Raw genomic sequence first — 25,929 nt, forward strand, 5'->3', positions numbered from 1 at the left:
ATCGTTTACATGATTGGTTCACCAACAATAAACTCCATAAAGTGTCATAAATTTGAGGATGACCTCTGAAGAATTTCGAAAGCACGCACATGAAGCTGTAGATTGGGTAGCTGATTACCTGGAAAATATTGAAAAGTATCCGGTAAAATCCCAGGTAAAACCCAGAGAAGTCTACAACCAGATCCCGAAACATGCCCCGGAACAAAGTGAACCCTTTGATCAACTAATGGAAGATCTGGATCATAAGATCACCCCTGGGATCACCCACTGGCAGCACCCGAATTTTCACGGGTACTTCCCGGCTAATTCAAGTTTTCCTTCCATCATCGCTGAAATTATAACTGCTGGTATCGGAGCTCAGTGCATGGTGTGGGAAACATCCCCGGCAGCAGCTGAGCTCGAAGAAAAGATGATGGAGTGGCTCAGAGAGATTATGGGTTTACCCGAAAGCTGGACTGGCGTGATCCAGGACACAGCCTCCACAGCTACCCTCACCGCCATACTATCTGCAAGAGAAAAACTCACAGGATATTCAGTTAATAAAAAGGGATTACCCGATCAGAAACTCAGGGTATATTGTTCTTCGGAAACGCATTCTTCCATAGATAAAGCAGTAAAGATTGCCGGGATAGGAAGTGAGAATCTGGTCAAAGTATCGGTAGATAATAACCTGTCCATGATCCCTGATGCCCTGGAAGCAGCAATAAGCAAAGATTTAGAAAAAGGTCACCTTCCATGCTGTGTTATTACCACGCTGGGGACAACCGGAACCCTGGCATTTGACCCTGCATCAGCTATTGGAAATATCTGCCAAAAGTACGGCATCTGGCATCATATCGATGCAGCCTATGCTGGCAGTGCACTGGTACTCCCAGAGTTAAAATGGTTGAGACAGGGGCTGGAAACAGCTGACAGTTTCGTTTTCAACCCCCACAAGTGGCTCTTTACAAACTTTGATTGTTCCGCCTATTACGTAAGAGATCCTGAGGCACTGACAAAGACTTTTGAAATATTACCTGAGTACCTGAAAACGAAAACAAGAGGTCAGGTAAATGATTACAGAGATTGGGGCATTCCGCTCGGACGCAGGTTCAGAGCTTTAAAGTTATGGTTCGTACTGAGAACGTATGGTACCGAAGGGATCAGGAATGTTATCAGAAAACATATTGCATTTAGCAAGTGGCTGCAAAACACCATTGAGGATCATTCAAACTTTGAAATGGTCACTCCACCAAAACTTAATATGGTCGTTTTCAGATATACTTCTCCACGATTTTCAGCGGAAGAGTTAAATGCAAAAAATGAAAAGTTACTCAACAAAATTAATGATTCGGGAGAAGCCTTCATCACCCACACCAAGGTAAGTGGAAAGTATGCCTTACGCCTGGTAACCGGTCAGACCTATTTGGAACAAAAGCATGTAGAAAAAGTATGGGAGCTAATCTCAAAATCTGCGGAATAAAGAAATTTTTGATTAATTTAAACTTACTTATAGCTGTTTATCAACAAATCAATATTAAAATGAAGATCAACAAACTACTCCTAATCGTTTTGATATCGTTTTTCGGAACTACATTGGCTTATGCTGATCCCGGTGATGAAAAATTAACCAAAGAAAACATTCATTTAAAAAGTGAGGCTGAAATAGAAGCACGTATGGAAGTGCTGAAAAACCGAGTAGATGAAATCAGGTCCATGGATTTTATGTCCATGAGTCGTAGTGAAAGAAAGGAAGTGAGAAAGGAGCTGAAAGAGATCAAAAAAGAAATGGGCCTGGATGACAAGTTTACAATTTCTATAGGAGCTGCTATCATCATTATTTTACTACTGATCATTATTTTTTAGCCGATAAGAAACCTAATTTGAAGCGATCCTGGTAAATCCGGATCGCTTATTTTAGTTTTTATTTGATTTAACTAACAGATACTTCCTGACAGGAATGCAGGAAACCGCTAACAGCTTATGCCAGCTTAATATGACTATTGGTAGCTGTTGTTTCTTTTAACAGGCCAGAATTTTTTAGCTCTTCCTAATGCCTATCCGGGGCTTTTCCGGTTACTTAAACCAGTTAAAGGTAAAATTATGAGGTCTTTTTTATAATTTACCGGTCTGTTCCAAAACAGCCTCAATTCACATGACAGAAGTACTTACATAAGCTACATTTATCGAGCAAAACACGTAACTGAACTAAATAACTTCTAAAACCTGCCAGCCTTTTCAGATTTTTATAGTTGATAATATTTCAATCAGCAACTACTACGAAAAGAAATGTCTTTAACCAAGCTAGGCTTTTTTTTTATTATTAATATTTTCTGGGTATTGAGTTTTGACCTGGCCGGCCAAACTCCTGGACAAATTTTCCAGCAAGCCACTCCCACCGCAAATATTATGGATCCTAATGGTGACGGATTCACCTCAGAGGCCGGCACAGGGTTTTCCGCCGGGCAGGAAGATACCGAGTTTGATTTTGTGGCTATCCCCCAGCTGAGCACAGAGCCTACCGGAGATCCTGAAACTGGTGGTTCTTGCGGAAGTACCGAAGTAGTAGACGAGACTTCAGGAGGTGTCAGCAGCTTTGTTTATTTTATCGAAGACGACACTGCAGGTCCCGTGATGATCTACAGGATACGCCTTGCCGGTAATGCTACAGGAGCATTTGGATACTCCGTGTTAGTGGATACGGATGGAAAATTCGGCTTTACAGGAGCTTCATCTGACCCCAATGCGTTGTCAGGTAACCCAGGCTTTGAGTATGAGATCCGCTACAAAACAGGTGGTGGGAGCCCCGGTGTGTATGTCGAGGATGTGGATGGCAGTACCACAAACTCTACCATCAAATCCTACCCCGAAACCAACCAGACCCAACGATCCTATGCACGGTTTACCAACTGCGTGGGAGACACACCGGTTTTCTATGATTTTTACATTCCCATTACGGACCTGGGATTGTCCAGTTCCTCCTCTATCCGTCTTGCTGCAGCTACATCTTCACAGCCAACAAACTCAATCTTAAAAAACCCCTCGGATGTAGCCGGAGCAGATGATCAGAACTTCTTATATGGTGATGCCTCTCCAAGATATGATACAATCTACGTCAAACTCATCGAATTACAGGGTGAAGGTACAGTAGTGGGAAATCTCGGTGAAGGTGGGTGTTTTCAAAGCGGAACAAGCGAAACACCTGTCGTCCTGGAACCGATCTTTGATAGCAATACGCGAATAAACGGCTATGTGAATGAACCGGAAGGTGCCTTAATAACCGTATTTAAAAATGGAGACACGCTAAGCACCACTACTGCCGGTACGGATGGGCGTTGGTCCATTGCTTTTAGCCAGGGAGCCATCAGGCCCTATGATGAGATCACCGCCATAGCCCGGGACAGTTGTGAGTTTGCATCTGCTGAAAGTGCAAAAGTAAACGTGATCAATGACCTGGACTCAGACGATGATGGCATCCTGGATGCGACAGACGAAGGAAATGGGATAGACCCAGGTGCAGATGCAGATGGTGACGGTATAGCCAACTACCTGGATACGGACTTTCCGGGTTTTACAGACACCAGCCCCGCAGATGGGATCAATGATAATTTTGATCCTGATGGTGACGGGATCCCCAATCACCTGGACCCGGACTCGAATGGAGACGGAATCTATGACTACATTCAGGCAGGTGGTGACCCTGCCAATGATACCAACAATGATGGTGTCATTGACTCCATGGAAGACCACGATGGAGATGGTATACCTAACACCGTAGATGCTGACCATCCTGATAATAGCGGCTGCACCGATGTGGTCGCCGTAGGCGGAAGTTACCCGGATGGGATCTGTGATGCGTATCAACCTTCGACTATTGGTGGTGGTGGATCCGCTAACGATACCGACGGAGACGGGATCGCTGATGAATACGACCCGGATGCAGATGGAGATGGACTGGCCGGTGAAGTGGATACCGATGAAGGAGGCACGGCACTGTCCATAGATGACCCGGATGATGACGGGCTCCCCAACCACCTGGATGGAGACGCTGATGGAGATGGCATCCCTGATTCTGTAGAGTCCACATCCAATGACCAGGATGCTGATGGCTTGCCAGACTACCTGGATACCGATGCTGATGGAGACGGGATCCCTGATTACATAGAAGCACAGAGCACCAATACACCGGTAGCTCCTTCAGGTAACGATTCGGATGGGGATGGAATTGACGACAGTTTTGACCCGGATAATGGAGGTGTGGATCTAAGCAGTCCGGCAGATACAGATTCGGACGGAACGGAAGACTACCTGGATAGCGACTCTGATGAGGATGGGATAGATGACCTGATAGAGGGAAATGATGCTAACAAAGATGGAAATACCGACACCCCTCCTTCCGGCTCTGATGCGGATGGCGATGGACTGGATGACGTATTTGACGAAGACAGTGGCGGTACACTACCGGTACTACAAGATACAGATGGCGACGGTGTACCTGACTACCGGGATACTGATGACGATGGGGACGGTACACTTACTACCACAGAAGGTACCGGGTTTACGCAAGGGGGTAGTCCCGTACCGGATTATCTATACAACCCGGATGCAGATGGAGATGGTGTAATAGACTCGTCAGACCCTGATTCTGATAATGATGGCTTGCCCGATGCTGATGAGGACGGCGGTACCGGATATGACCCAACCAGCGATGAGGATGGGGATGGAATTTTGAATTACCTGGATCTGGATGATGCCAATTATGCTTTTGAGACGGATTCCAACGGAGATGGGATCGTGGATGCCTATGACTTTGATATGGACGGGATCCCAGACTTCAAAGACCTGGATTCAGATAATGATGGTCTGACAGACATTATTGAAGCTGGTGGAAGTGATGCTGATATGGATGGTCGCGCCGATGGCTCTGACACGGATGGCGACGGTTTGCCGGATGTATTTGATCCTGACAATGGAGGTACTGCACTGGTACCGCCTGATACTGATTCAGATGGTCTTTTGGATGCTTACGATATCGATTCTGACAATGACGGCATAGTGGATAACGTAGAAGCTCAAAGCTCATCCTCGTACATAGCTCCACTAAATAATGACGCAGACAATGACGGCATAGATGATGCGTATGATCCTGATAATGGTGGAACTTATCTCACTCCTGTAAATACCGATAGCGCCGGAGAGCCTGACTACCTGGACAGTGACTCAGATGATGATGGGGTCAACGATATCATTGAAGGTCATGATGGAAATATCGACGGAATAGGTGACTGGGATGACAATGGAAACGGCGTGGTTAATGGAGCTGAAGGGACCGGCGATACGGATGGTGATGGCCTCCTCGATGCCTTTGATTCTGATAACACCAGCTATAACTCCACCGCCTCCAATGCAGCCCTTCAGGATACGGATGGTGATGGTATCAAGGATTTTCAGGATACGGACGATGACGGTGATGGTACCGATACCGCCACAGAAGGTATAGGTTTCACCCAGGGCGGTGGAAGCGTTCCGGATTATTTGTACAACCCCGACTCAGATGGTGACGGGATAAACGATGAATTTGACCAGGACTCCGATAATGATGGCATCCCGGATATTGATGAGAATGGAGGAGTGATTGATGAGCAAGGAGCCGGTTCGGGAGAATCTCTTAGCCCCACGGGTGACCGTGACGGAGACGGGATATTAAACTATCTTGATCTTGGTGATAACAACTTCACTGCCACTGATTCTAATGGTGACGGGATTGTGGATGAATTTGATACGGACCTGGATGGAATCCCGGATTTCAGAGATCTTGATTCTGACAATGACGGAGTACTGGATATAATAGAAGCCGGAGGAACCGATGCTGATAATGATGGAAAAGTGGACGACCCCACTGATACCGATTCAGATGGTTTAGCGGATACCTTTGATACGGATAATGGTGGAACCCCACTGACCAACCCGGATACAGATGGTGATGGCATAGCAGATGCTTATGATCGGGACGCTGATAATGATGGCATCCCGGATATTACTGAAAACGGAGGTACTGACACTGACGGAAACGGCTATGCTGATACCACCACTGACGCTGATCGCAATGGTATCCCTGACATATTTGACGGAAGTCCACTAACGCTCATGGATAGTGATGGAGACGGGAATCCTAACAGCCAGGACCTGGACAGTGATGGCGATGGTATTGTTGATCTCATTGAGGCTGGTGGTACAGACAGTGATAATGATGGGGTGCTTGACGCATTTACAGATGCGGATGGTAATGGCTTCCACGACTCTATTGACCCGGACAACGGAGGAACTCCACTCAACCTGCCTGACACAGATAGTGATGGATTTCAGGACTTCAGGGATATCGATGCAGACAACGACGGCATCACTGATGATTATGAAGCGCAAACCTCCGCAGGGTATACGGCCCCTTCTGGCACAGATACAGACAATGATGGCATAGATGACAGCTATGATCCTGACAATGGCGGCACTGCTATTTTGCCTGTCAATACCGATGGAAAGGACTCAGCTGATTTTTTGGATAGTGACGCAGATAATGACGGCATCTCAGATGCTATAGAGGGAAATGATGCGGATGGAGATGGCGTCAGAGATACCACTCCTTTAGGCACTGATACCGATGGTGACGGGCTAGACGATGCTTTTGATACCGATAATGGCGGTACGCCTGTAGCCCGGCAAGACCTGGATACAGACCTGACCCCTGACTGGAGAGATACTGATGATGACGGGGATGGCATTCTCACCATAGATGAACCCCTTGACCTCAACCCGCAAAACGGAGTAAAAGACTACCTGGAAAACAATGTAGGATCATGCGGCCTTCAGTTTATTACGACTGATTTTGCGGGAAACGCTGATGGTATTTTCTCCAATACCGGGGTGGTCAACCAAAACAACGCGCTGGGCTCAGCAGACGATACCCCTGCGGTGTTTGATGATATCGGGGATATTTTGATCGTGGATCTGACTGACGAGATTCCTCAAAATCAATCTGTAACAGTACGGTTTGCCAGCAGTAAAAACAAAAATGTAACTGCCGAGATATCCTCCTCCCTTACCTCCACCGGTTTTGGAGATACCCAAAGCTTTTCTGCGGCAAACAGCACCTATGCTTCTCAAGCCTATACGGTCAATACCTCCGGCGGAATCAGATACCTGCGGATCGAGTTTACTGCTGAAAGTAGTGGGGCCGATTTTCACCTGGATGGTTTCTCCTACTCCTTCACGCAGTGTGATCCTGACTGGGACAATGATGGAGTAGCTGATACGGATGATAATGATGATGATAACGACGGACTACCGGATGACGTGGAAACATCAAGCGCACTGCTATTGGATGAGGACGGAGATGGTATCCTGAATTTTGAAGACCCTGATTATTCAGCCTTTTCAGACGCTAATGGTGACAATATAGATGATAATGCTGATTTGGACCTGGATGGCATACCTAATCATCTGGATCTGGATACGGATAGCGATGGCATACCCGATGCTACGGAAGCAAATGGAGGTTCACTCCCGGCGAACATGCTGGATGATGGACGGTTTTCGGTTTCGTACCTTCAGTCCAATGATTTTGATGGCGATGGGCTGGCCAATGCATATGACCCTACTGACGGAGGCACACCGCTGGAAAACCCCGATACAGACAATGACGGGGATAAGGATTTTATGGATACGGATGCTGACGAAGACGGAAAGGCTGACTATATCGAAGGTTTTGATGATGACTCGGATGGTGATTCCCTCAATGATTACCTGAGCAGAGCCAGCGCTTTCGAAACTGCAGCCGGAGATCCGGGGTACTATACCACGGATGACATCAATGGAAATGATGACGCTGACGGTATCCCTGACTGGTTGGAAGACAGTGATCTGGACGGAACACCTGACTTTCTGGACGCGAATTCCAGTCACTATCACGATACGGATGGAGATGGATTAATTGACCTCTTTGATTATTCGGATTCCGGTAGCCCATACATCGCTCCTGATGCAGACGGAGACGGAATACCTGACTATCTGGATGGTGACAATGTGGTCACCCTTCCCGTTACCCTCATAGGCTTCTCCGGTGATGTAAAAGAAAATGGAGTACTACTGACCTGGGAAACTGCCAGCGAAAAAGATAACAGCCATTTTACTCTTCACAGATCACAAAATGGCAAGGATTTTACTCAAATTGCGCGGATCAATGGTGCCGGAACCAGTAAGAGCCAATTGTCTTATAGTTATTTAGACCTGTTAAGAACAGATGGAGCTTATTACTACCGTTTGAAACAGGAAGATTTTGATGGCACCCAGGTTTCGCTGAAAACCCTGAGAGTGGAATGGATCCAAAACGGCAGTACAATTAAAATCTATCCAAATCCTGCTCAAAAACAGCTGACTCTAAGCAGTTCCTTTTTGCTGGCGGATACCCAAATAACTATCACAGATTTAGCTGGCCGGAAGTTAATCTCCGAACGTTCTCAAAGTGAAAACGGAGTGATTTCAATAGACGTTTCCAGGCTGAAGACAGGTATTTATTTAATTGAGCTCCACTCAGGCAGTTTCGTAAAAAGAGCCAGGTTTATCAAACAATAATTCCGTAAAACCAAAGGACATGATTTAATTTTGTTTTTTGTAAGCAGTATCTGTACTTTTTGTCCAGGTAAACGCCAGGAAACATATGAAAAAGATAGTTGTCCTTACCGGAGCAGGCATCAGTGCCGAGAGCGGGGTAAAAACCTTCCGGGATGCCGGTGGTCTATGGGAAGGCCATGATGTGATGGATGTAGCCTCTCCGCAAGGGTGGGCAGCAGATATGGAGCTGGTGCTGAACTTTTATAACGAACGTAGAAAACAAGCCCTCCATGTCAAGCCAAACCCCGGGCATCTGGCCCTGGCTGACCTGGAAAAGGATTTTGATGTGACCGTGATCACCCAAAACATTGACAACCTGCATGAAAAAGCCGGAAGCTCCAGGGTGATCCACCTTCACGGCGAGCTATTTAAAGTTCGCAGTACAGTAGATGAGTCTCTCGTTTATGACCTGGATGGCTGGGAACTGAAAAAGGGTGACTTGTGTGAGAAAGGTTCTCAGTTGCGACCACACGTCGTTTGGTTTGGAGAACTGGTGCCCATGATGGAAGTAGCTATGAAAGAGACTACACAGGCAGATATTTTCATGGTAGTGGGTACCTCCCTGCTGGTCTATCCGGCAGCAGGTTTGCTGGATTTTGCCGCCCCGGAAATCCCCAAATACATCGTCGACCCCAAGCTGCCTGCCGTGAGAGAGTCTGCCAACCTTCACTTATTTGAAGAGGCTGCGAGTACCGGTGTACCAAAGGTGGCTCGCATGATCCGGGAAGAGTGGTTATGAAAGGGAAAACTCAGCTTCTGACTTTGCAGAAGCTGAATACAGCAAATAAATCTCTACGAGTGTGGCTGGAATGAGTAATAAGAAGGCCGCAAATGCTGATACCACAAGGATCAGGAAGATACCAATAAGCACCTCTAAAACCGCAGCTCCCAGCACCACATCACCGAGGGTATGCCTCAGCTGGTAAAGCGATAGCCCAAAGAATAACGAAAGCGTACCCATAGTCAGCGACTCTCCTATCAGCAAAAAGGTTCCATCCACTTCTGCGATCACAAACCCGATCCACACCAGGTAGAAAACAGTGGTCACCACCATCAGGATATAGGATGTAAAAGTCAGCGCTTTCAAATTCAATTGCTCTCCCAGCTTTGCAAAACCATTCATAAAGACCAGGTACGAGGCAATGACCAATAGCTTCACCAGGGTAAAGAAGACTTTTCCGCCGAAAGCGGGGAAACTATCCATGAGGTTGAGGTCTACGTAAGCTTCGGGCAGCCCCAAAATAAAATAAATACCTCCGGCCACCGCTGCTGTGAGATACCCGGTTTTCTTCAGTGAGGTACCCGGCTCCCTTTCCGCCTTTCCCATAAAAGCTTCATAATCTTCACCCAGAAACTCTAGTATTAACTTTAGTGTCACCGGCCGTGGATCTGTCTGACCAAGCTCTATACGCTGAATCGTACGCATGCTTACATTACACACTTCTGAAATTTCCTGCTGCGTGACTCCTTTTAGCTGACGTAGCTCTACGAGTTTTTTTCCTAACTCAGGTTGCTTCATAATCTTATAAAATTTTGTTTGCTCAGCCAATTTCACGGAAGATCAGGATTTAAGTGTGGTTTTTTAACGGAATTCGATGCGACATTTTAGCGACATTCTGCTTTAAAGCTAATAAATCCTATTTTTGGACGGAAATATTGCTACACGACTATGAACCTCGATCAGTTAAAGTATCCGATTGGCCCGTTTCACCTCCCTTCCGAAGCTACGGCGCTAGAAATCAAAAACTGGATCAGCTGCATTCGTGACTTCCCCGGACTCCTGAAAGCGGAAGTAGCTGACCTGACCACCGAGCAACTGGAATGGAAGTACCGACCGGATGGCTGGTGTATCCGCCAGGTCATACATCACTGTGCAGACAGTCACCTCAATAGTCAGCCAAAATTCAAACTGGCTTTAACGGAAGACAATCCTACAATCAAGCCTTATATGGAAGACAAGTGGGCTGAGCTATCCGATATGCAGACACCCATAGATTGGTCATTGACATTACTTGAAGGCCTGCACAAAAGATGGGTTATTTTACTTGAAAATTTGCACCCTGAAGAACTGGAGAGAACTTACTTTCATCCCGAACATCAAAAGACATTCAACGTCATGCAAACCATCGCTCAATATGCGTGGCATTGTGATCATCACCTTGCACATATTCGGCAAGCAAAAGAAGCGAAAGGCAACTACTAATGGACCTGAAACTCTTTGCAGACATCGTTGGGTGGATCGGATCTATGGAAGTAGTACTGGCTTATTTCCTGATCAGTTATCAGAAAATAGAGTCCAGATCCCCCGTTTATCAACTGCTCAACCTGACCGGCGCCATTTTCCTGATTGTCAATACGATCTATTATGGAGCCTATCCGTCTACTTTTATCAATTTTGTCTGGGTGGGAATCGCCGCAGTGGCACTGATCAAAGTAGTCCGAAAGTAATCAAACTAAGAGCCGGATTTCTGAAGGACCTCTTTGATTAGTTCGTCTTCCACTTTTGACCCCAGACCTAACCAGTCTAAGGTAGAGCGGTACATGATGTTTTCAAGATCCTCCCCGGGAAGGTTCATATCCTCTATGTATTTACCGATCTCCAGATCACCCAAAGGGAAAGGATAATCTGAACCTAAACATATCTTTTCCGAACCGATCATTTTCATAACATACTCGAGCAACATCGGATCATGGGTAATGCTGTCTACCCAAAACTTACCGAGATATTCCCGGGGATTCACATTGTTATGTACAGCTACCAGATCTGGACGACAGTTAAAGCCGTGTTCTATCCTGCCAATGGTAGGTAAGAACGATCCCCCTGCATGGGCAAAGCAAACTCTAAGTTTCGGGTACCTGGCAAATACACCTCCAAAGATCATGGAAGAAACGGCACGGGCAGTTTCAGCAGGCATGCCCACCAGCCAGGGAAGCCAGTATTTTTCCATGTGTTCTTTTCCCATCATCTCCCAGGGATGAACCAATACCGCCATATCCAGTTTTTCACAGGCCTCAAAAAACTCAAAAAACCGCGGTTTACTAAGGTTATGATTGTTCACGTTTGAGCCTATCTGCACCCCCGGGATCCCCATTTTCTTAAGACGCTCCAGCTCCTGAACAGCAAGATCTACATCCTGCATCGGTACGGTACCCAACCCGATATAGTGCTGAGGGTACTCTTCCACCACTGAGGCTATGTGATCGTTTAAAAATTGCGTAAGCTCAAGGCAGTCTGCCGGGTCAGCCCAGTAGCTAAACATAACCGGAATGGTACAGATCACCTGTACTTTAGTGTGAAAGCTTTCGTATTCTTCTATTCGCACTTTGGGATCCCAGCAGTTCTCCCCGATTTCTCGGAAAAACTTATCCCCTTTCATCATAAGCGCAGAACCCGACTTATGATGTAGCAAATTAATAAACTCTCCGTAACCAAACTTTTCAGTGAAATTGGGTAATGTCCTGGGCAGGATATGCGTATGCATATCGATCTTGAGGGGTGTTTTACTTGCCATTTTTCAAAAATAACAAATCCTACTGGCAATAGCGGTCCGAAAGCGTCTTTGCTTGTATCATCCCCAGTGTGTGTGCCTTTTGGAGAAAATGACATGCCTCTTCGTATTTCTTCTGCTCCATATAAGCCATGGCTCCATTATACCACACCATTCCGTTTGTTGGGTCCAAAATCAAGTACTGATTATAGTAAGCAATTGCTGTATCATAGTCTTTCTGAAAAAAGAAAGAATTCCCGATAAGATATAACGCCTCAGCTCGTTTTGGCTCAAGACGATTCGCCGTATTGAAATCTGATCGGGCGGCATTGTATTTTTCCATTTTCATAAGCGTGCGTCCCCTGTTTATGTAAGAAAGCGCATCCTTAGGGTCATTTACAATTGCCTGATCATAATATTTCTTAGCCAATGTGTATTTTCCGTCCTCCATTGCCCTGGAAGCAAGCAATCCCAAAGTCGGAGCAAACGACGAATCCCTGATCAGGTGATCAGGAAGTTTAACTGCAGGATTCAGCAGGGCCAGATTGTACCAGGCAAGCTGATTTTCAGGGTCCAGATTTAATGCAGTCTTCAGATCATTAAGTGCAGGGGATAATTTATCCTGTCTTGAATAAAGTAATCCTCTGCTGATGAAATAATCCGGTAAACTATCTGCAGCAATAGCCATGTTGTAATCCTCTAATGCCTTATCCGGATCTTCCAGTTTTTCATAGCATTGCCCACGATAATGATACAACTGATCTTTTATTGTGGCCAAAGTAAGAATACTATTTTGTGAATTCCCTGTGGGATCTACCTGAAAATAAACACCTTTAGTCTCCGCGGCATTTCCGGAATTAATCAGGTAAGTAAAATCCTTCAGGGCCTGGTCAGGGTCTCCATAGTTTAGGTAAATGAGCGCTTTCTGAAAGATAGCTTCCTGGTGGTCCGGGTCAATCGTTAAGACAGCCTCATATGCAGAAACAGCTCGCAAGTCTCTGCCCATAGCCTCGTAAACCAACCCACTCAGATAGTTGGCTTCTGTCGTTTGTTTCATCTGCAGGGATTCCTCCAGCAATTGATTAGCACTTTCCAGATAACCTGATCGATATGCTTCCCGCGCTTGCTCATATAACTCAATAGCTAGCTCGTGTCTGTTTTGAGCCAGAGTAAGGCTTGTATAAAAAAGAATGTAGATCGATAATAGCAGCGCTCTCATAAGTACTAGTTTCATAAGTACTAATACGTAATTTTAAACGGAGGTTTAATGTTTTCCTTCCACAAACTCGTCTGAAATCCCTTCACCACTTTAACAAAAACCACCTCATCGGATAAACTATCTCCTTCCCGCCGCAGTTCAGACACACTCCGCCTATCATGTGGTTCTCGCACAATATGGAGAACCAACAATTAAGAAAAAAGATTTAATGTTTAGTAGACTCTTTTGATAGACATGCCACTTTCTTTACTCAGATGGTGAAATTTCCCATCCTTGTAGTTGTAAAAGCTGATAGCCATCACCAGAAAAAGGGCAGTTTCTTCAGGTACCTTGGCATCAATAGACACGTTAGCAGTCATTGGCTCAGTTGGAATTTTCAGGATTGGCAGCATAGGACTGGTGTATGAACCATACTTACCGTGGAGTTCCTTATTTATAGCCCGGTATATGTTTTCTGTGTTGTCATATTTATAATCAGAAAGAGCCACTAACCTAGCATTAATTTTAAAGTTTGTTGCCTCTTTCGGCTTCTTGAAGGTTTTCTCAGGGATAAAAGCAGGAAAATGAAGGATTACATTTCCTCGTGAGCTTCCGCCTTGTATAAAGTACTTAGCGCCAAATATCTGCTCATAAGGTGCAATGGTATTAAACTCAAACCCATTCAGGTGGTGACCATGCTTACTGAGATAAAGCGGCCTGGTGCCGGTTTTGCCTTCTTCATACTTTGCCAGGTTTCTGAATTGCGCAGTCAGCCTTCCGGAAACGTATGTCTCGCAAATCTCAGACATTCCGTCAGAAAGAGAGTTTCTCAGAACCTTTGCCATCATGGAGGCTACTCCAAATTCCTTCTGATTATTTCTGAGCTCTGCGTAAGTTGATTTGGTCTTGATAGCCTCTCTTGAAGGTCCCCCTTTACGAGCAACTATTGTATGATCGACACCTTTGATTTTGTATGCTCTGTACCCTTTTGGAATTTCAGTAGAAATTGTAGAGTCTCCTATATTTTTCATTCGCTGTATATCTGGTTGTTAAAAAAATTCTATTTTCCCGGGGCTGAATATAATTAAACTAATATTCTAATAAAACAATTTGCTTATAAATTTCCTTTAAATCTGTTTTTTGTACTCCTTGATTCATAGAAAGTTATGAAAGCACCAGCACTAATCAATGGAGTATTCACAAAATAGTATTTGGAGATTCTTCATCTGGTGTGCATCTTGCATCTTTTTTAAAACAAAAAACAGACTTTTTCAGTAAGTAATTAGATAAGAAAATAATCACGCATAATCAACCCATGAAAAAATACCTAGGAAAGAATTTAAGATCTGATTTACCGGCCGGTGTAGTGGTCTCATTAGTTGCTCTTCCCCTATGTCTTGGAATTGCGTTGGCATCAGGAGCGCCTTTGTTTTCCGGTCTGATTGCCGGCATAGTGGGTGGACTTGTAGTAGGTCTTATCAGCGGGTCACAACTGAGTGTCAGTGGGCCGGCAGCCGGTCTTACGGTTATTGTTCTTAATGCCATAGAATCCCTGGGAGCATTTGAATCTTTCCTACTAGCTGTGTTCCTGGCTGGAGCAATTCAGTTTATCCTGGGGCTGCTAAAAGCCGGGATCATAGGTCACTTCTTTCCTTCATCCGTGATTAAAGGGATGCTTTCTGCCATTGGTTTAATTCTAATACTCAAGCAAATACCTCATGCTCTTGGTGACGACAGGGACTATGAGGGAGATGAAAGCTTTTACCAGCCTGACGGAGAAAACACATTTACAGAAATTGTTATGGCAGTGCAAAACATTGATACTGCTGCCTTATTAATAAGCTTATCAGCTCTGGCTATCCTTATTTTCTGGGATCGTCCATTTATGAAGAGTAAAAAGTGGACGAATATTGTTCCGGGACCCCTGGTTGCAGTGGCCTGGGGAATGGTAGCTAATTCAGTGATCTACAAAGCTATTTCGCCGGATATGGTCCTTGTAGGAAAACACATGGTTTCTTTACCCGTTGCAGGTAGTTTTGAAGAATTCGCGACGTTCCTGACCTTTCCGGATTTCTCCCAGATTTTTAATAAGGAAATCTATATTACTGCTGTTACCATAGCAATAATTGCCAGTCTCGAGACCCTTTTAAGTCTGGATGCGGTAGATAAGCTAGATCCATATAAGCGAATAGCCCCTGCGAATAAGGAGCTTATTGCTCAAGGCTCAGGGAACATGGTATCCGGGTTACTGGGCGGACTTCCTGTTACTGCTGTAATTGTAAGGAGTACTGCAAACGTCAGCTCCGGTGCTAAAACAAAGGTTTCCGCTATCTTTCATGGGTTTATACTGGCTATTTCTGTGGTATTCTTTCCAGATATCCTTAATCTGATTCCGCTATCTGCACTTGCAGCAGTATTGCTGGTAGTAGGTTATAAGCTGACCAAACCATCAATGTACAAAGCCATCTTTAGAAAAGGCTGGGACCAGTTTATTCCTTATGTAGCCACCATCCTGGCAATATTATTCACAGATCTTCTTGTGGGTATAACCATAGGGATCATCGTTGGATTATTTTTTGTCCTCAAATCCAACCTGCATCAGGCTATCTCTGTAATTAAAGTAGATGATAATGAATATGTGATCCGACTGGAAAAAGATGTCAGCTTCCTGAATAAGGCTTTTCTCAGAAGATCGCTTAGAGATCTTCCCAATAATTGCCACGTGACCTTTGACGAAACTGAGTCTATATTTATCGATGAAGATATTTTGGAAACCATCGATGACTTTAAGGCTACTGCAAGAGACAAGAATATCTCCATCGAAATCAGACAGGCTAAAAACACCAAAAATCCAAAATTTGCTCAAGTGGTTTAAAACCCGGAGACTTTTGACTATTTTTCAGCCTGATGGTAATCTTGATTAAGCGGCTGACCATTTATTTCCTGCTCGGGGTTGTACTGATGACTGGGGCCGGACTTTCCAGCTGTAAGGCTACGTACTATAAAATCCCAATCGTAAAGTCCAGGAAGCACTTTCGGCCCTATGACAGTAAAAGGGATCGCAGAAAAAAACGAGTAAAGATCAAGAAGTACAAGTCACTTAAGAAAACCAGGTCCTTCAAGCATAAATCAAAAGATGACTAGAGTCCTATCAATTACTTTTGCAATTTTCCTGCTAGTTTCCTGCAAAAACTCCTCCCGGATCGGGCAACAGGACGTAGGAGCGCTTGGTGACAGTGCCATGATCGTCACAGCTCATCCGATTGCCACCGAAGTGGGGTTGGCCGTACTTAAGGACGGGGGCAATGCTTCCGATGCGGCAGTGGCGGTGCAGTTTGCACTTACAGTTGTATACCCCCGAGCCGGAAATATAGGCGGAGGTGGATTTGCGGTGGTTCGCAATACCGATGGTTCCACAGCTACTTTAGACTTCAGAGAAAAAGCACCATCAGCTGCTTACCGTGAAATGTACCAGGATAGCGAAGGCAATGTAAGCGCCAACATGAGCACATTGGGTCACCTTGCTGTGGGAGTACCTGGTAGTGTAGCCGGCATGTGGGAGCTACATCAAAAATTTGGTTCCTTACCCTGGGACCGGCTCATACAGCCGGCAATAGACATTGCTTTTGAGGGGCACCAGATCACAGAAGATGAAGCAAATACGCTGAACGAAAAGCAAAAGGACTTTGCCGAAGCAAATACTTATGCTCCCTGGGTACTAAAAGAAGGAGGTTGGTCAGTAAATGATTATATCCATCAACCTAAATTGGCAGCTACACTTTCCTTTATCAGAGACTCAGGCAGGGACGGGTTCTATAAGGGGATCGTAGCGGACCAGATTTTCAAAGAGATGGTACGTGGCGGAGGCCTCATAACCAAAGAAGATCTTGAAAACTATCAGCCTGTCTGGAGGGATCCGATCATTGGGACATACAATGGCCACAAGATTATTGGCATGCCTCCCCCATCCAGTGGCGGAATTGCTGTGATACAACTGCTTCAGGGGGCAGAACAATTAAACCTGGGCAGATACGACCATAACTCCATTAAAGCAGTTCATTTAATGGCAGAGCTCGAGCGAAGGGTCTTTGCTGATCGTGCACAGTATCTAGGTGATCCCGATTTCACTGAAGTACCAGCAGATATGCTAATCAGCAGGGAGTATAACAAATCGCGATTCGATACCATTAAAAAAAATAAAGCGACCGCTTCGGAGGAAATTGAAGCTGGAAAAATGCTGGAGGAGTCTTTCCAGACTACCCACTACTCGATAGTCGATAAATATGGAAATGCCATTTCCCTTACAACTACACTAAATGGTAATTATGGGTCAAAGGTGATGGTAAAAGATGCCGGTTTTTTTCTCAATAATGAAATGGATGACTTTAGCGCAAAACCCGGCGTACCAAACATGTTTGGTTTGATTGGAGCAGAAGCTAATTCCATAGCTCCGGGTAAAAGAATGCTTAGCTCCATGACCCCCGTGATCATAGAAAAGGATGGAAAGCTAAAAATGGTCGCCGGCACCCCGGGAGGCGCTACTATTATTACGTCCGTGTTTCAAACCATCCTCAATGTGGTAGATTATAATATGACCATGCAGGAAGCAGTATCTGCAAAAAAGGTCCATCACCAGTGGTTACCAGACCGGATACTGGTAGAGGAAGGTGCATTAACAGAACCACAACTCAACGAACTCCGTGAAATGGGCCACAATATTGAGTTCCGGGATAAAATAGGCCGTACGGACTGCATCCTCATCCGCGAAGATGGCAAACTGGAAGGAGGGGCTGACTGGCGTGGTGATGATTACGCCGAAGGTTACTGATCCCTTCGTATCTCAAACTCTACTCTTCTATTCAGCTTTCGGGTTTCTTCAGTCTTATTTGAAGCTATTGGCTGACTACCTCCATAACCTTTACCCGAGATTCTGGACCTGGAAATACCCTTTTCTACCAGGTATTCCTTAACCGATTTGACCCGCTCATTTGACAGCTGTGCATTAAGCACTGAGTTGCCCACATTATCCGTATGCCCTTTCAGAAAAATATTGATATCTGGGTTTTCTTTCATCATTTCCACCACCAGGTCAAGTTCCCGCTGAGATCCTTCTATAAAGTTAGCTGTACCTCTGTAGAAAAGCACATTTTTCAGTGTGATGGTATTCCCACTTTCCAAAGGCTCCAGTGCTATACTGCGTGTCTGGGTAACGCCACTATCCAGCTCTTCCCAACCTATGGCAAGCTCCTGAGAGAGAAAACCTTTGGACTTAAATTCGAGATCAGCAACTTCATCGGGTTTCAGTTCTACTGAATGAATAAAACTTGAATCCGACTGCTGATTTATTACAACTGCCCCAGTCTCATTCACTCCTTTTCGCAGAATTACCGCCTTTATGCTGTCAGTGGTTTTTGCATTCAGGAATTTAAACGATACCTGTCGGTTATTACTTACAGATTCTGAACTTGCCGTATCAGCCAGTCCTACATCGGCTACAGGCTCCTCTATTTCTACTTCCTGGATCGTCTCTGTTATCTTTATTCGCTTGATATCTCCATACCCATCACTATTCTGGGTGGAAACAAAATAAGCATAATCAGCTCCGTGATTGAAAACAAAGGAGGTTTCCGCTCCTATTGAATTGACCTTATCACCAAGATTCACAGGCTCCGACCAATTTCGCCAGGTATCATCCTGACGAACCGTCATATAGATATCAAAACTCCCGACTCCATCTCTTCCATTGGAAGCAAAAAACAGGGTTTTATTATCAGCTGCGAGAAATGGTGAGGTTTCCTGAAAGGTAGTATTTACAGTATGGCCGAGATTTTTCGGTAAGGACCAGGAGCCATCGGATTGTAAAGTGCTCACGAATACATCGTCTACACCATATCCACCTGAATTCTCCAAACTCAACAACAAGTACTTACCATTGTAAGAAAGGTAGCCTGTCTGAAGAGGAGATCTGTTCTTAAAATAAGACACCTCTATTTCAAGCTCTTTCGATGGTTGATCCGGATCATAGGCAAATACTCCCCCGTAATACATCCCTTTATCAAACCACACCTTATTGTATAAAAAATAATCACCATTGAATGTAAACCCCAGAGGCGCTACAAAGGCTTTACTGTTTATGGGAAGACGAACAGGAACAGTCCATGAAGAATCAAAGTCACTTCGCCACAAATCTCCCCGATCCATTTGTCCTCCTGCATTTTCAGGGTCATTCTGTCTTGTAAAAAAAAGAGATTTTCCATCAGGACTCAAGTACAGATAGTTTTCACCAACAGGAGAATTTACCCCGGTAACCGGCTCTGGCTCACCGTAGAAGGTAACCTGACCATGCATCACAAACACCGAGAAGAATAGAAGTTGGAAAAAAATGAATTTAATCATTATATGAATATTCAAAGATTTTTTTTAATAATTTTTATTTTTCTACTATATCCATTAGCTTTGAAAGACTGATTGGCATTTTAAGACATCCAAAGTATAAATCAGTGTATGAATGAATTTGTGTCCCGGCGGTTACCGTCGGGATTTTTTTTCGCACTGATATAAGGACTGTCTTTTATGTAAAAACGCCACGGCAAAAGTGCATCTTCTTCAGCATAATCTATACCAATTCTAACATCAGTTTCAATTTCCAGGCTACGTTCCGTATCGAATGGTTTTTCGGCCAGCCACAGACGATCACTTTCCACCAGATCTTCTCCATTATACTCTGTTCTGATCCCCAAAGCCTGGCTAAGTGTACCAGGACCAGAGCTTAATTTTTTTACCTGATCCTTGTTTCTCCGTTCTTTCATTTGCTTTACCCCTTCCACTGGTTCCAGTCCTCTCACCAAAACAGCATCTGCTAACCCCTCCTCATTGGTTACAATATTAAAGAGGTGATGAATACCGTAGCATAGATAAATATACGCGGCACCACCAGCCTTATACATCACTTCTGTCCGTTTGGTCCTTTTGAGAAATGCGTGACAGGCTTTATCAGACCGCCCATTATATGCTTCTGTTTCAACGATCCTTCCACCAGTCAATTGCCCGTCTATTTTTGTAAAGAGAAATTTACCAAGTAAATCCTGCGCTATCTTTACTACATCCGGGCGAACATAAAACGACCTGGGAAGTTTTACGTATTCACTATTATTCATTCTATATTTTTTCAAACAACCAATTAAATATGAAAAACCTAAAATTAACACTACTAGCATTATTTGTGGGCATTGTAGCCCACGCCCAAATCACCACTCCACAGGCCAGCCCTGCAGGATCCGTTTATACCAAAGTAGGACTGACTGATGTAACGATAGATTACTTCAGGCCAAAAGTAAAAGGGAGAAAAATATTCGGAGAAGGAGACACATTCCTTCAGCCTTATGGTCAGATGTGGAGAACCGGAGCTAACTCAGGCACCATTTTGAAGCTAAGCACGGATGCCAAAATTGCAGGTAAAGAAGTAGGTGCCGGTGAATATTTGATTCTAACCATTCCCGGAGCAGATGAATGGACGTTCATTTTGTATGGAGATCCCAGCATAGGAGGAAATATGAATGCATTTGATAAGGAAAAAGAGGTAGTAAGAACCCAGGTCAAACCTACAAAACTGGAGCGTCCGGTAGAGGCCCTGACATTCAGTATCAGTGATCTGAGTGAAGACAATACCCAGGCCAATATCCACCTGGCATGGAGTGATGTCTCTGTCAAGGTCCCAATGGAGGTATCTTTCGAAGAAGAAATAATGGAGCAGATCGCCACAAAAACCAAAGTGAACCCGGTAAACTACATTCAGGCGGCTAATTTCTATTATAACTATGATAAAGACCTGAATCAGGCTCTGGACTGGGTAAATATGTATCTGGCTGAAGGCCAAAACAGCCAGCAGTTTTGGAATGTGCACCTAAAAGCTCAGATCCTGGCTAAGATGGGCAAGAAAGAAGATGCCATCGAAACAGCCAAGAAGTCTTTACAACTGGCTAAAGAGAATCCAAATGGAGACTTTGGCTATGTGAAAAGGAATGAGGACCTGATTGCAGAGTTAAAATAACCCGACCAATACTTCTTGAAGAATTAAAAAAGGCCGCACGAGTGTGCAGCCTTTTTTTGTGATTTGAAAGGCGGTAATGGGCGCTTTCAAACAATCAATAGCTTGTGAAAATGAAATTGCTCACTTTCTGTTTGAATACCGAAAAAAATTAGATCAACCCCAGCAATTAGTAGATAGGCATTAGTTTATTTCATTCCTTTTGGAAAAAACAGCTGAAATATAACTCCAAGGATAATTGTCAGGGAACAACCTATGGCATTGTACCATAAATAGCCCAGGGTGATCACGCCGGAAATAGTCAAAAAGTGGAATATGATCACTGTAGCCTGAGCAATAAGCGCCGCCAGGAAAACCGCATGGCCTTTTACAAACTTCAGAAAAAATGCTACTAAGAAAATTCCCAGTATAGTTCCATAAAATATGGAACCTACAATATTCACCGCTTCTATGAGGTTTTCAGAATTTTTAGCCAGAATGGCGAAAGAAATAGCTATACCTCCCCATATCAGTGTAAGTACTTTGGAAGCTACCAGATGATTACCGTTAGTCTCCTGTTCAGGATGAAAGATACGCTTATAAAAATCAATGACTGTAGTGGATGCCAGTGCATTCAGCTCTGAAGCAGTAGAAGACATGGCGGCAGAAAAAATAACAGCTATCAGTAGCCCGATCAGACCATGAGGCAGGTAGTTCAGAACAAATGTAAGAAACACATAATCTGAGTCTTTGGTCTCCAGATCCGGGTCCATTTTCAAGATCAACCCCTTCACCTTATTTCTTACCCCTATTGACTCATGATCAATAGCAGATAATGCAATATTCAGTTGTTCCGCTTTTGGACTGTTCTTATCTACTTCAGCATAAGCCAGGGCTAACTCTTTTCGATCTTCTACCAGGGACTGATATTCGTTTGCCAGGAGCTGATACTCCTCTTTATATTCAGATTGGTTTAATAACTGTATCGATGCATCCTTAAAATGAACCGGAGGTGTATAAAAGAGATAAAAGACATAGATCAATGCACCTGTAAGCAGGATGAAAAACTGCATGGGAATCTTGAGCATCGCATTGAAAATCAGCCCCATTCGGCTTTCGGTAATATTTTTACCTCCCAGGTACCGCTGCACCTGTGACTGATCCGTGCCAAAATATGAAAGCGCGAGGAACAGTCCGCCTGCAAGACCTGACCAGATGGTATACCGCTTCTCAAAGTTCAGGTCCAGGTCTACTGCATTTAGTTTATCCAGCTTTCCTGCTATATTCAGTGCATTGCCAAAAGACACAAAGTCTGTGATGTAGTAAATTATCACCCCAAAAGCAATGAACATCCCAACCATAATCACCCCCATCTGCTGTTTCTGCGTTACACTTACAGCACGTGTACCACCCGAAACGGTATAGATGATAACCAGTATTCCCGTGACTAAAATGGTAGCTGTCAGGTTCCATTCCAGGATTGATGAGAGAATAATGGCCGGAGCATAGATTGTGATCCCTGCTGCCAGGCCTCTTTGAATCAAAAACAAAAGCGCACCCAGCATCCTGGTTTTCAAATCAAATCGATTCTCCAAAAATTCATAGGCGGTATAAACTTTTAGCCGGTAAAAAATCGGGATAAATACCGCACTCACAATAATCAAAGCGATAGGCAAGCCGAAGTAATTTTGAACAAAACCAATACCGCTCTCATAGCCCTGGCCCGGAGTAGAAATGAACGTAATGGCACTGGCCTGAGTAGCCATTACAGACAGTCCTATAGTTCCCCAGCGCATTGATTTGTCTCCCAGGAAATATCCTTCTATACTATGCTGACCCCGGGTACGCCAGACTCCATAGCTGACAATTATCAGGAGCGTCCCAAACAGAACCAGCAGATCAAGGTAATTCATGAGTAGGACACACTAAAAAGATATAACAAAGCAATTACCAGGACCAAAGAAGCAAGCACAATAAGGTAAATGCTCCTCCATGACTTGAAAAACGGAGGGGTGTCCATATCCTGACCTGTTTTTTCCATCATTTACTTAGGTTGATTGTTTTTTCCTAATGATAACATGTTAATTAATAATCGATAGGCACCGGGTACCCCCGCCGGAAGCTCTCTGAAAAACGAAAGCCCCGTGTATACGTAATAGCCGTTTCCATATTGTGCTACGAGTACACTTCCCGACTTTGGCTCCTCACCAGGGTCATTTACACTCAAAACCGGAGTAAACTCTTCTGACCATTTATCCGGAAAATAAAGCCCTCGCTCTTGTACCCACCCGTCAAAATCACTTTCATTAATCCTGTTAGGAGTATTTAGTACCGGGTGTTTGGCATCAAGAAAGGTCACGGGAGCCTCTTCCACAGTCACCCGGTCTCTGGACAGCTCCAATGGATATGGAGCTACCTCCTCTGTCACCAGCCGATGACTCGTATTATATTGTACTATGAGATTTCCTCCCTGCTCTACATAATCAAATAACACCTGATTCTTATAGGCCAGCCATGATATGGTATTGAATGCCCTTATCCCTAAAATCACTGCATCAAACTGCTGTAAAAAAGCAGTTTCTACCTGATCTTTCTCAAGAAGTGTTACCTCAAAACCTACCTGTTCTAAAGAAAACGGCACCTCATCACCTGCGCCCATAATGTAGCCCACCTGCTTACCTGCCTTTTTTATATCAAGCTTCACTGCTGTAGCAACAGCCTCCGGAAAGAGTGTCTGGGTTGGAATGTGGTCGTAGCTTATAGTAGTTATGCCTTTACTAAAAGACTCTTCACCAATTCTCGCCACCACCTTTACACTTGCTGTAGATGCCTCAGATGGTGGGAAGAGAGAAAAACTAAGATTAATCTCTTCTCCTTTACTTTCCAGTTTAAAGTCTTGCGACTGAGGTTTTGCCTTCCACTCATTGGGTAACTCCAATGATGCACTTCCAGCAAGATTACCCTCACCCGCTGTTACCCTTACAGCTACTTCCTTTCCACTCTCATCCCCGAAAACAAGAGATTTATTTTCCAGTGAGATCATCACTTTAGGTGCCAGTTCCACAGGCCTTGATGTCTCACCTTTTACAGGGTCATTCCTTTTATAGATGACAGGTATAAAATAATCCATAAACTGGTCATCAAGCTTAAGTGTGACTTGTGCGGTTATCAATGGTGGATTTTCCGGCAACCCTCTCAGCTGTTGATCCTCCACCGTATACATCCCTTCTGAACCAGCCTTCCCGAGCCAGTAAGGGTGCGTCGGCTCCAGCTCTTCCGGCAGCTTCAATGCAGAACTAAAAGTTACTTTCTGGTTCTCCTCAAGGTCGAGGTTATAAAGAGCCCTGTCTCCCCAAAGTGAATAGCTAACACCGGAAAGCTTTATATTCACAGGGCTACGATTGATGATCTCCAGATTCAGGTTTATAGAATCTCCCCGTGTAAATAAATAGTCATCTGCCGTTACTTCAATGTAAGTACCTGTGACCATTCTGATGGTTTCTTCTATCTGATCAAGCTTTACTTCCTTCCAATACTGATCACGAATACCCAGTAATTCTTTGCGAGCGTTTAATAACTCCGGTAAAATCCCATGAGGAACTGCAGGGTCAAAATTAAGTTTAGCTTCATTCAGAAAATAAGCCACTTGATCCGCACCCTCTATTCTTCCCCAGGTAAGGTCAATGCCACCAAATAGATCTTCGGATTCTACTCCGCCCCAATGCTCAAAGTACTCATAATTCTCTCCTCGAGTACCAGTAGCGCCAAACCCCTGGCTTTTATGCATACTGCGACTCCTGGCAGATATTTCGGTGTATGAAGTCCCAAGGTAAGTATTGTAAGCCCCTACATTCACCTTGATATAATCTTCCTCCTTAAACTCCTTTCCGGTACGTCTGAAAAACCATGGGCTGGTATTCCATACAATCCTGCTGGGTTTCCAAACCTGCACATACTTCAGTTGCTCAGGAAAAGCAGACGGATCTCCGCTAAGTTCAAACGCCTCCTTAGCCAGAATCGCTGAAGCCGTATGATGCCCGTGAGTAGTGCCTGGTTCCGTATTAAATCGTGTGATCAGTATGTCAGGTCTGAATTTCCGGATTGTCCACACAAAATCTGCAAGTACCTTTTCCTTGTCCCAAACATTAAACGTTTCCTCCGGATCTTTCGAATACCCAAAGTCATTTGCCCTGGAAAAAAACTGATGCCCGCCATCAATTTTTCTGGCCGCTAAAAGCTCCTGTGTCCTAATTATACCCAGCTTCTCTCGTATTTCCGGGCCTATTAGATTTTGACCTCCATCTCCCCGGGTTGCTGCCAGATACCCAGCCCTGACATGCATTCCATTAGCCAGGTAGGCAATCAGCTGGGTGTTTTCATCATCCGGATGAGCAGCAATGTAAAGGGCCGATCCTATAGTATTCAGACGCTCCAACTGTTGCAGTATCTCTCCCGAGTGATAGGTCTGAGAAAGCTGACTATAGCCTTTCAGAAGAAAAATCGAACATAAAACAAGAGAGACAAGTCTTTTGGAGATCATGTTTTGGCTTGATTGTTTAACACTACGCATG

General features: G+C 44.5%; 18 protein-coding genes. 10 read left to right on the forward strand and 8 right to left on the reverse strand.

All coding sequences use genetic code 11. The annotated features are described in order from the left end of the window. Positions 1–58: 58 nt before the first annotated feature. The 4 genes from AC3E9V_RS15815 to AC3E9V_RS15830 all read left to right on the forward strand — a co-directional run bounded on the left by AC3E9V_RS15815 (position 59) and on the right by AC3E9V_RS15830 (position 9,385). Positions 59–1,462 (forward strand): pyridoxal phosphate-dependent decarboxylase family protein, encoded by a 1,404-nt coding sequence (locus AC3E9V_RS15815; RefSeq protein ID WP_488749105.1) that lies wholly within the window; start codon positions 59–61, stop codon positions 1,460–1,462. 59 nt (positions 1,463–1,521) lie between these two features. Continuing rightward, the gene (locus tag AC3E9V_RS15820) at positions 1,522–1,845 is read left to right on the forward strand and encodes a hypothetical protein (RefSeq protein ID WP_488749106.1); all 324 of its coding nucleotides are present in this window, start codon (positions 1,522–1,524) and stop codon (positions 1,843–1,845) included. Positions 1,846–2,268: 423 nt separating this feature from the next. Further along, positions 2,269–8,607 (forward strand): T9SS type A sorting domain-containing protein, encoded by a 6,339-nt coding sequence (locus AC3E9V_RS15825; protein ID WP_488749107.1) that lies wholly within the window; start codon positions 2,269–2,271, stop codon positions 8,605–8,607. 85 nt (positions 8,608–8,692) lie between these two features. Next, positions 8,693–9,385, forward strand: a complete 693-nt coding sequence (locus AC3E9V_RS15830) for an SIR2 family NAD-dependent protein deacylase (RefSeq protein WP_488749108.1) — start codon at positions 8,693–8,695, stop codon at positions 9,383–9,385. On the opposite strand, the gene AC3E9V_RS15835 is transcribed toward AC3E9V_RS15830, so the two are convergent. After that, on the reverse strand, positions 9,380–10,165 hold the full coding sequence (locus AC3E9V_RS15835) for a helix-turn-helix domain-containing protein (RefSeq protein ID WP_488749109.1): 786 nt from the start codon (positions 10,163–10,165) through the stop codon (positions 9,380–9,382). The genes AC3E9V_RS15830 and AC3E9V_RS15835 overlap by 6 nt on opposite strands. A gap of 150 nt (positions 10,166–10,315) precedes the next feature. Between AC3E9V_RS15835 and AC3E9V_RS15840 the strand changes: the two genes are divergently transcribed. Both AC3E9V_RS15840 and AC3E9V_RS15845 read left to right on the forward strand, forming a co-directional pair. Continuing rightward, positions 10,316–10,849, forward strand: coding sequence for a YfiT family bacillithiol transferase (locus AC3E9V_RS15840; RefSeq protein WP_488749110.1), 534 nt, complete (start codon positions 10,316–10,318; stop codon positions 10,847–10,849). Then, positions 10,849–11,094 (forward strand): CBU_0592 family membrane protein, encoded by a 246-nt coding sequence (locus AC3E9V_RS15845; protein ID WP_488749111.1) that lies wholly within the window; start codon positions 10,849–10,851, stop codon positions 11,092–11,094. The genes AC3E9V_RS15840 and AC3E9V_RS15845 overlap by 1 nt, the downstream gene beginning before the upstream one ends. 5 nt (positions 11,095–11,099) lie before the next feature. On the opposite strand, the gene AC3E9V_RS15850 is transcribed toward AC3E9V_RS15845, so the two are convergent. The 3 genes from AC3E9V_RS15850 to AC3E9V_RS15860 all read right to left on the reverse strand — a co-directional run bounded on the left by AC3E9V_RS15850 (position 11,100) and on the right by AC3E9V_RS15860 (position 14,363). After that, entirely contained in the window at positions 11,100–12,158 is a 1,059-nt protein-coding gene (locus AC3E9V_RS15850; RefSeq protein WP_488749112.1) for an amidohydrolase family protein, read from the reverse strand. 19 nt (positions 12,159–12,177) lie between these two features. After that, the gene (locus AC3E9V_RS15855; protein WP_488749113.1) at positions 12,178–13,368 is read right to left on the reverse strand and encodes a tetratricopeptide repeat protein; all 1,191 of its coding nucleotides are present in this window, start codon (positions 13,366–13,368) and stop codon (positions 12,178–12,180) included. A gap of 197 nt (positions 13,369–13,565) precedes the next feature. Then, positions 13,566–14,363: a hypothetical protein gene (locus AC3E9V_RS15860; protein ID WP_488749114.1), complete on the reverse strand. Its 798-nt coding sequence runs from the start codon at positions 14,361–14,363 to the stop codon at positions 13,566–13,568. A gap of 284 nt (positions 14,364–14,647) precedes the next feature. Here AC3E9V_RS15860 and AC3E9V_RS15865 point away from each other — a divergent pair, with 284 nt between their 5' ends. The 3 genes from AC3E9V_RS15865 to ggt are packed head-to-tail and all read left to right on the forward strand — an operon-like array spanning position 14,648 to position 18,160. Beyond that, positions 14,648–16,207 (forward strand): SulP family inorganic anion transporter, encoded by a 1,560-nt coding sequence (locus tag AC3E9V_RS15865; RefSeq protein ID WP_488749115.1) that lies wholly within the window; start codon positions 14,648–14,650, stop codon positions 16,205–16,207. 32 nt (positions 16,208–16,239) lie between these two features. Further along, a complete protein-coding gene (locus tag AC3E9V_RS15870; protein ID WP_488749116.1) occupies positions 16,240–16,476 on the forward strand; it encodes a hypothetical protein in 237 nt (78 codons plus the stop codon). Beyond that, entirely contained in the window at positions 16,469–18,160 is a 1,692-nt protein-coding gene (ggt, locus tag AC3E9V_RS15875; protein WP_488749117.1) for a gamma-glutamyltransferase, read from the forward strand. Before AC3E9V_RS15870 ends, ggt begins: the two co-directional genes overlap by 8 nt. On the opposite strand, the gene AC3E9V_RS15880 is transcribed toward ggt, so the two are convergent. Both AC3E9V_RS15880 and AC3E9V_RS15885 read right to left on the reverse strand, forming a co-directional pair. Continuing rightward, positions 18,154–19,728 carry an OmpA family protein gene (locus AC3E9V_RS15880; RefSeq protein ID WP_488749118.1) on the reverse strand — a complete coding sequence of 525 codons (1,575 nt, stop codon included), beginning with the start codon at positions 19,726–19,728 and terminating at the stop codon, positions 18,154–18,156. The two genes, ggt and AC3E9V_RS15880, sit on opposite strands and share 7 nt — an antisense overlap. A 101-nt stretch (positions 19,729–19,829) precedes the next feature. After that, positions 19,830–20,489 (reverse strand): DNA-3-methyladenine glycosylase, encoded by a 660-nt coding sequence (locus tag AC3E9V_RS15885; protein WP_488749119.1) that lies wholly within the window; start codon positions 20,487–20,489, stop codon positions 19,830–19,832. A 29-nt stretch (positions 20,490–20,518) separates the two neighbouring features. Between AC3E9V_RS15885 and AC3E9V_RS15890 the strand changes: the two genes are divergently transcribed. After that, positions 20,519–21,382: a DUF2911 domain-containing protein gene (locus AC3E9V_RS15890; protein ID WP_488749120.1), complete on the forward strand. Its 864-nt coding sequence runs from the start codon at positions 20,519–20,521 to the stop codon at positions 21,380–21,382. Between the two features lie 185 nt (positions 21,383–21,567). On the opposite strand, the gene AC3E9V_RS15895 is transcribed toward AC3E9V_RS15890, so the two are convergent. Together AC3E9V_RS15895 and AC3E9V_RS15900 are read right to left on the reverse strand one after the other, a co-directional pair. Beyond that, positions 21,568–23,271, reverse strand: coding sequence for a sodium:solute symporter family protein (locus tag AC3E9V_RS15895; protein ID WP_488749121.1), 1,704 nt, complete (start codon positions 23,269–23,271; stop codon positions 21,568–21,570). Positions 23,272–23,402: 131 nt separating this feature from the next. Then, the gene (locus AC3E9V_RS15900; RefSeq protein ID WP_488749122.1) at positions 23,403–25,898 is read right to left on the reverse strand and encodes a PIG-L family deacetylase; all 2,496 of its coding nucleotides are present in this window, start codon (positions 25,896–25,898) and stop codon (positions 23,403–23,405) included. Positions 25,899–25,929: the final 31 nt, after the last annotated feature.

This window comes from Marinoscillum sp. HNIBRBA16962, from assembly GCF_057801515.1.

What these genes read in the sequence shown, in the direction of transcription:
- AC3E9V_RS15850 (WP_488749112.1), bottom strand. Translation starts at nt 12,158, where the DNA reads ATGGCAAGTAAAACACCCCTCAAGATCGATATGCATACGCATATCCTG.
- AC3E9V_RS15860 (WP_488749114.1), bottom strand. Translation starts at nt 14,363, where the DNA reads ATGAAAAATATAGGAGACTCTACAATTTCTACTGAAATTCCAAAAGGG.
- AC3E9V_RS15830 (WP_488749108.1), top strand. Translation starts at nt 8,693, where the DNA reads ATGAAAAAGATAGTTGTCCTTACCGGAGCAGGCATCAGTGCCGAGAGC.
- AC3E9V_RS15855 (WP_488749113.1), bottom strand. Translation starts at nt 13,368, where the DNA reads ATGAAACTAGTACTTATGAGAGCGCTGCTATTATCGATCTACATTCTT.
- AC3E9V_RS15885 (WP_488749119.1), bottom strand. Translation starts at nt 20,489, where the DNA reads ATGAATAATAGTGAATACGTAAAACTTCCCAGGTCGTTTTATGTTCGC.
- AC3E9V_RS15870 (WP_488749116.1), top strand. Translation starts at nt 16,240, where the DNA reads ATGGTAATCTTGATTAAGCGGCTGACCATTTATTTCCTGCTCGGGGTT.
- AC3E9V_RS15815 (WP_488749105.1), top strand. Translation starts at nt 59, where the DNA reads ATGACCTCTGAAGAATTTCGAAAGCACGCACATGAAGCTGTAGATTGG.
- AC3E9V_RS15835 (WP_488749109.1), bottom strand. Translation starts at nt 10,165, where the DNA reads ATGAAGCAACCTGAGTTAGGAAAAAAACTCGTAGAGCTACGTCAGCTA.
- AC3E9V_RS15825 (WP_488749107.1), top strand. Translation starts at nt 2,269, where the DNA reads ATGTCTTTAACCAAGCTAGGCTTTTTTTTTATTATTAATATTTTCTGG.
- ggt (WP_488749117.1), top strand. Translation starts at nt 16,469, where the DNA reads ATGACTAGAGTCCTATCAATTACTTTTGCAATTTTCCTGCTAGTTTCC.
- AC3E9V_RS15865 (WP_488749115.1), top strand. Translation starts at nt 14,648, where the DNA reads ATGAAAAAATACCTAGGAAAGAATTTAAGATCTGATTTACCGGCCGGT.
- AC3E9V_RS15890 (WP_488749120.1), top strand. Translation starts at nt 20,519, where the DNA reads ATGAAAAACCTAAAATTAACACTACTAGCATTATTTGTGGGCATTGTA.
- AC3E9V_RS15895 (WP_488749121.1), bottom strand. Translation starts at nt 23,271, where the DNA reads ATGAATTACCTTGATCTGCTGGTTCTGTTTGGGACGCTCCTGATAATT.
- AC3E9V_RS15900 (WP_488749122.1), bottom strand. Translation starts at nt 25,898, where the DNA reads ATGATCTCCAAAAGACTTGTCTCTCTTGTTTTATGTTCGATTTTTCTT.
- AC3E9V_RS15880 (WP_488749118.1), bottom strand. Translation starts at nt 19,728, where the DNA reads ATGATTAAATTCATTTTTTTCCAACTTCTATTCTTCTCGGTGTTTGTG.
- AC3E9V_RS15845 (WP_488749111.1), top strand. Translation starts at nt 10,849, where the DNA reads ATGGACCTGAAACTCTTTGCAGACATCGTTGGGTGGATCGGATCTATG.
- AC3E9V_RS15840 (WP_488749110.1), top strand. Translation starts at nt 10,316, where the DNA reads ATGAACCTCGATCAGTTAAAGTATCCGATTGGCCCGTTTCACCTCCCT.
- AC3E9V_RS15820 (WP_488749106.1), top strand. Translation starts at nt 1,522, where the DNA reads ATGAAGATCAACAAACTACTCCTAATCGTTTTGATATCGTTTTTCGGA.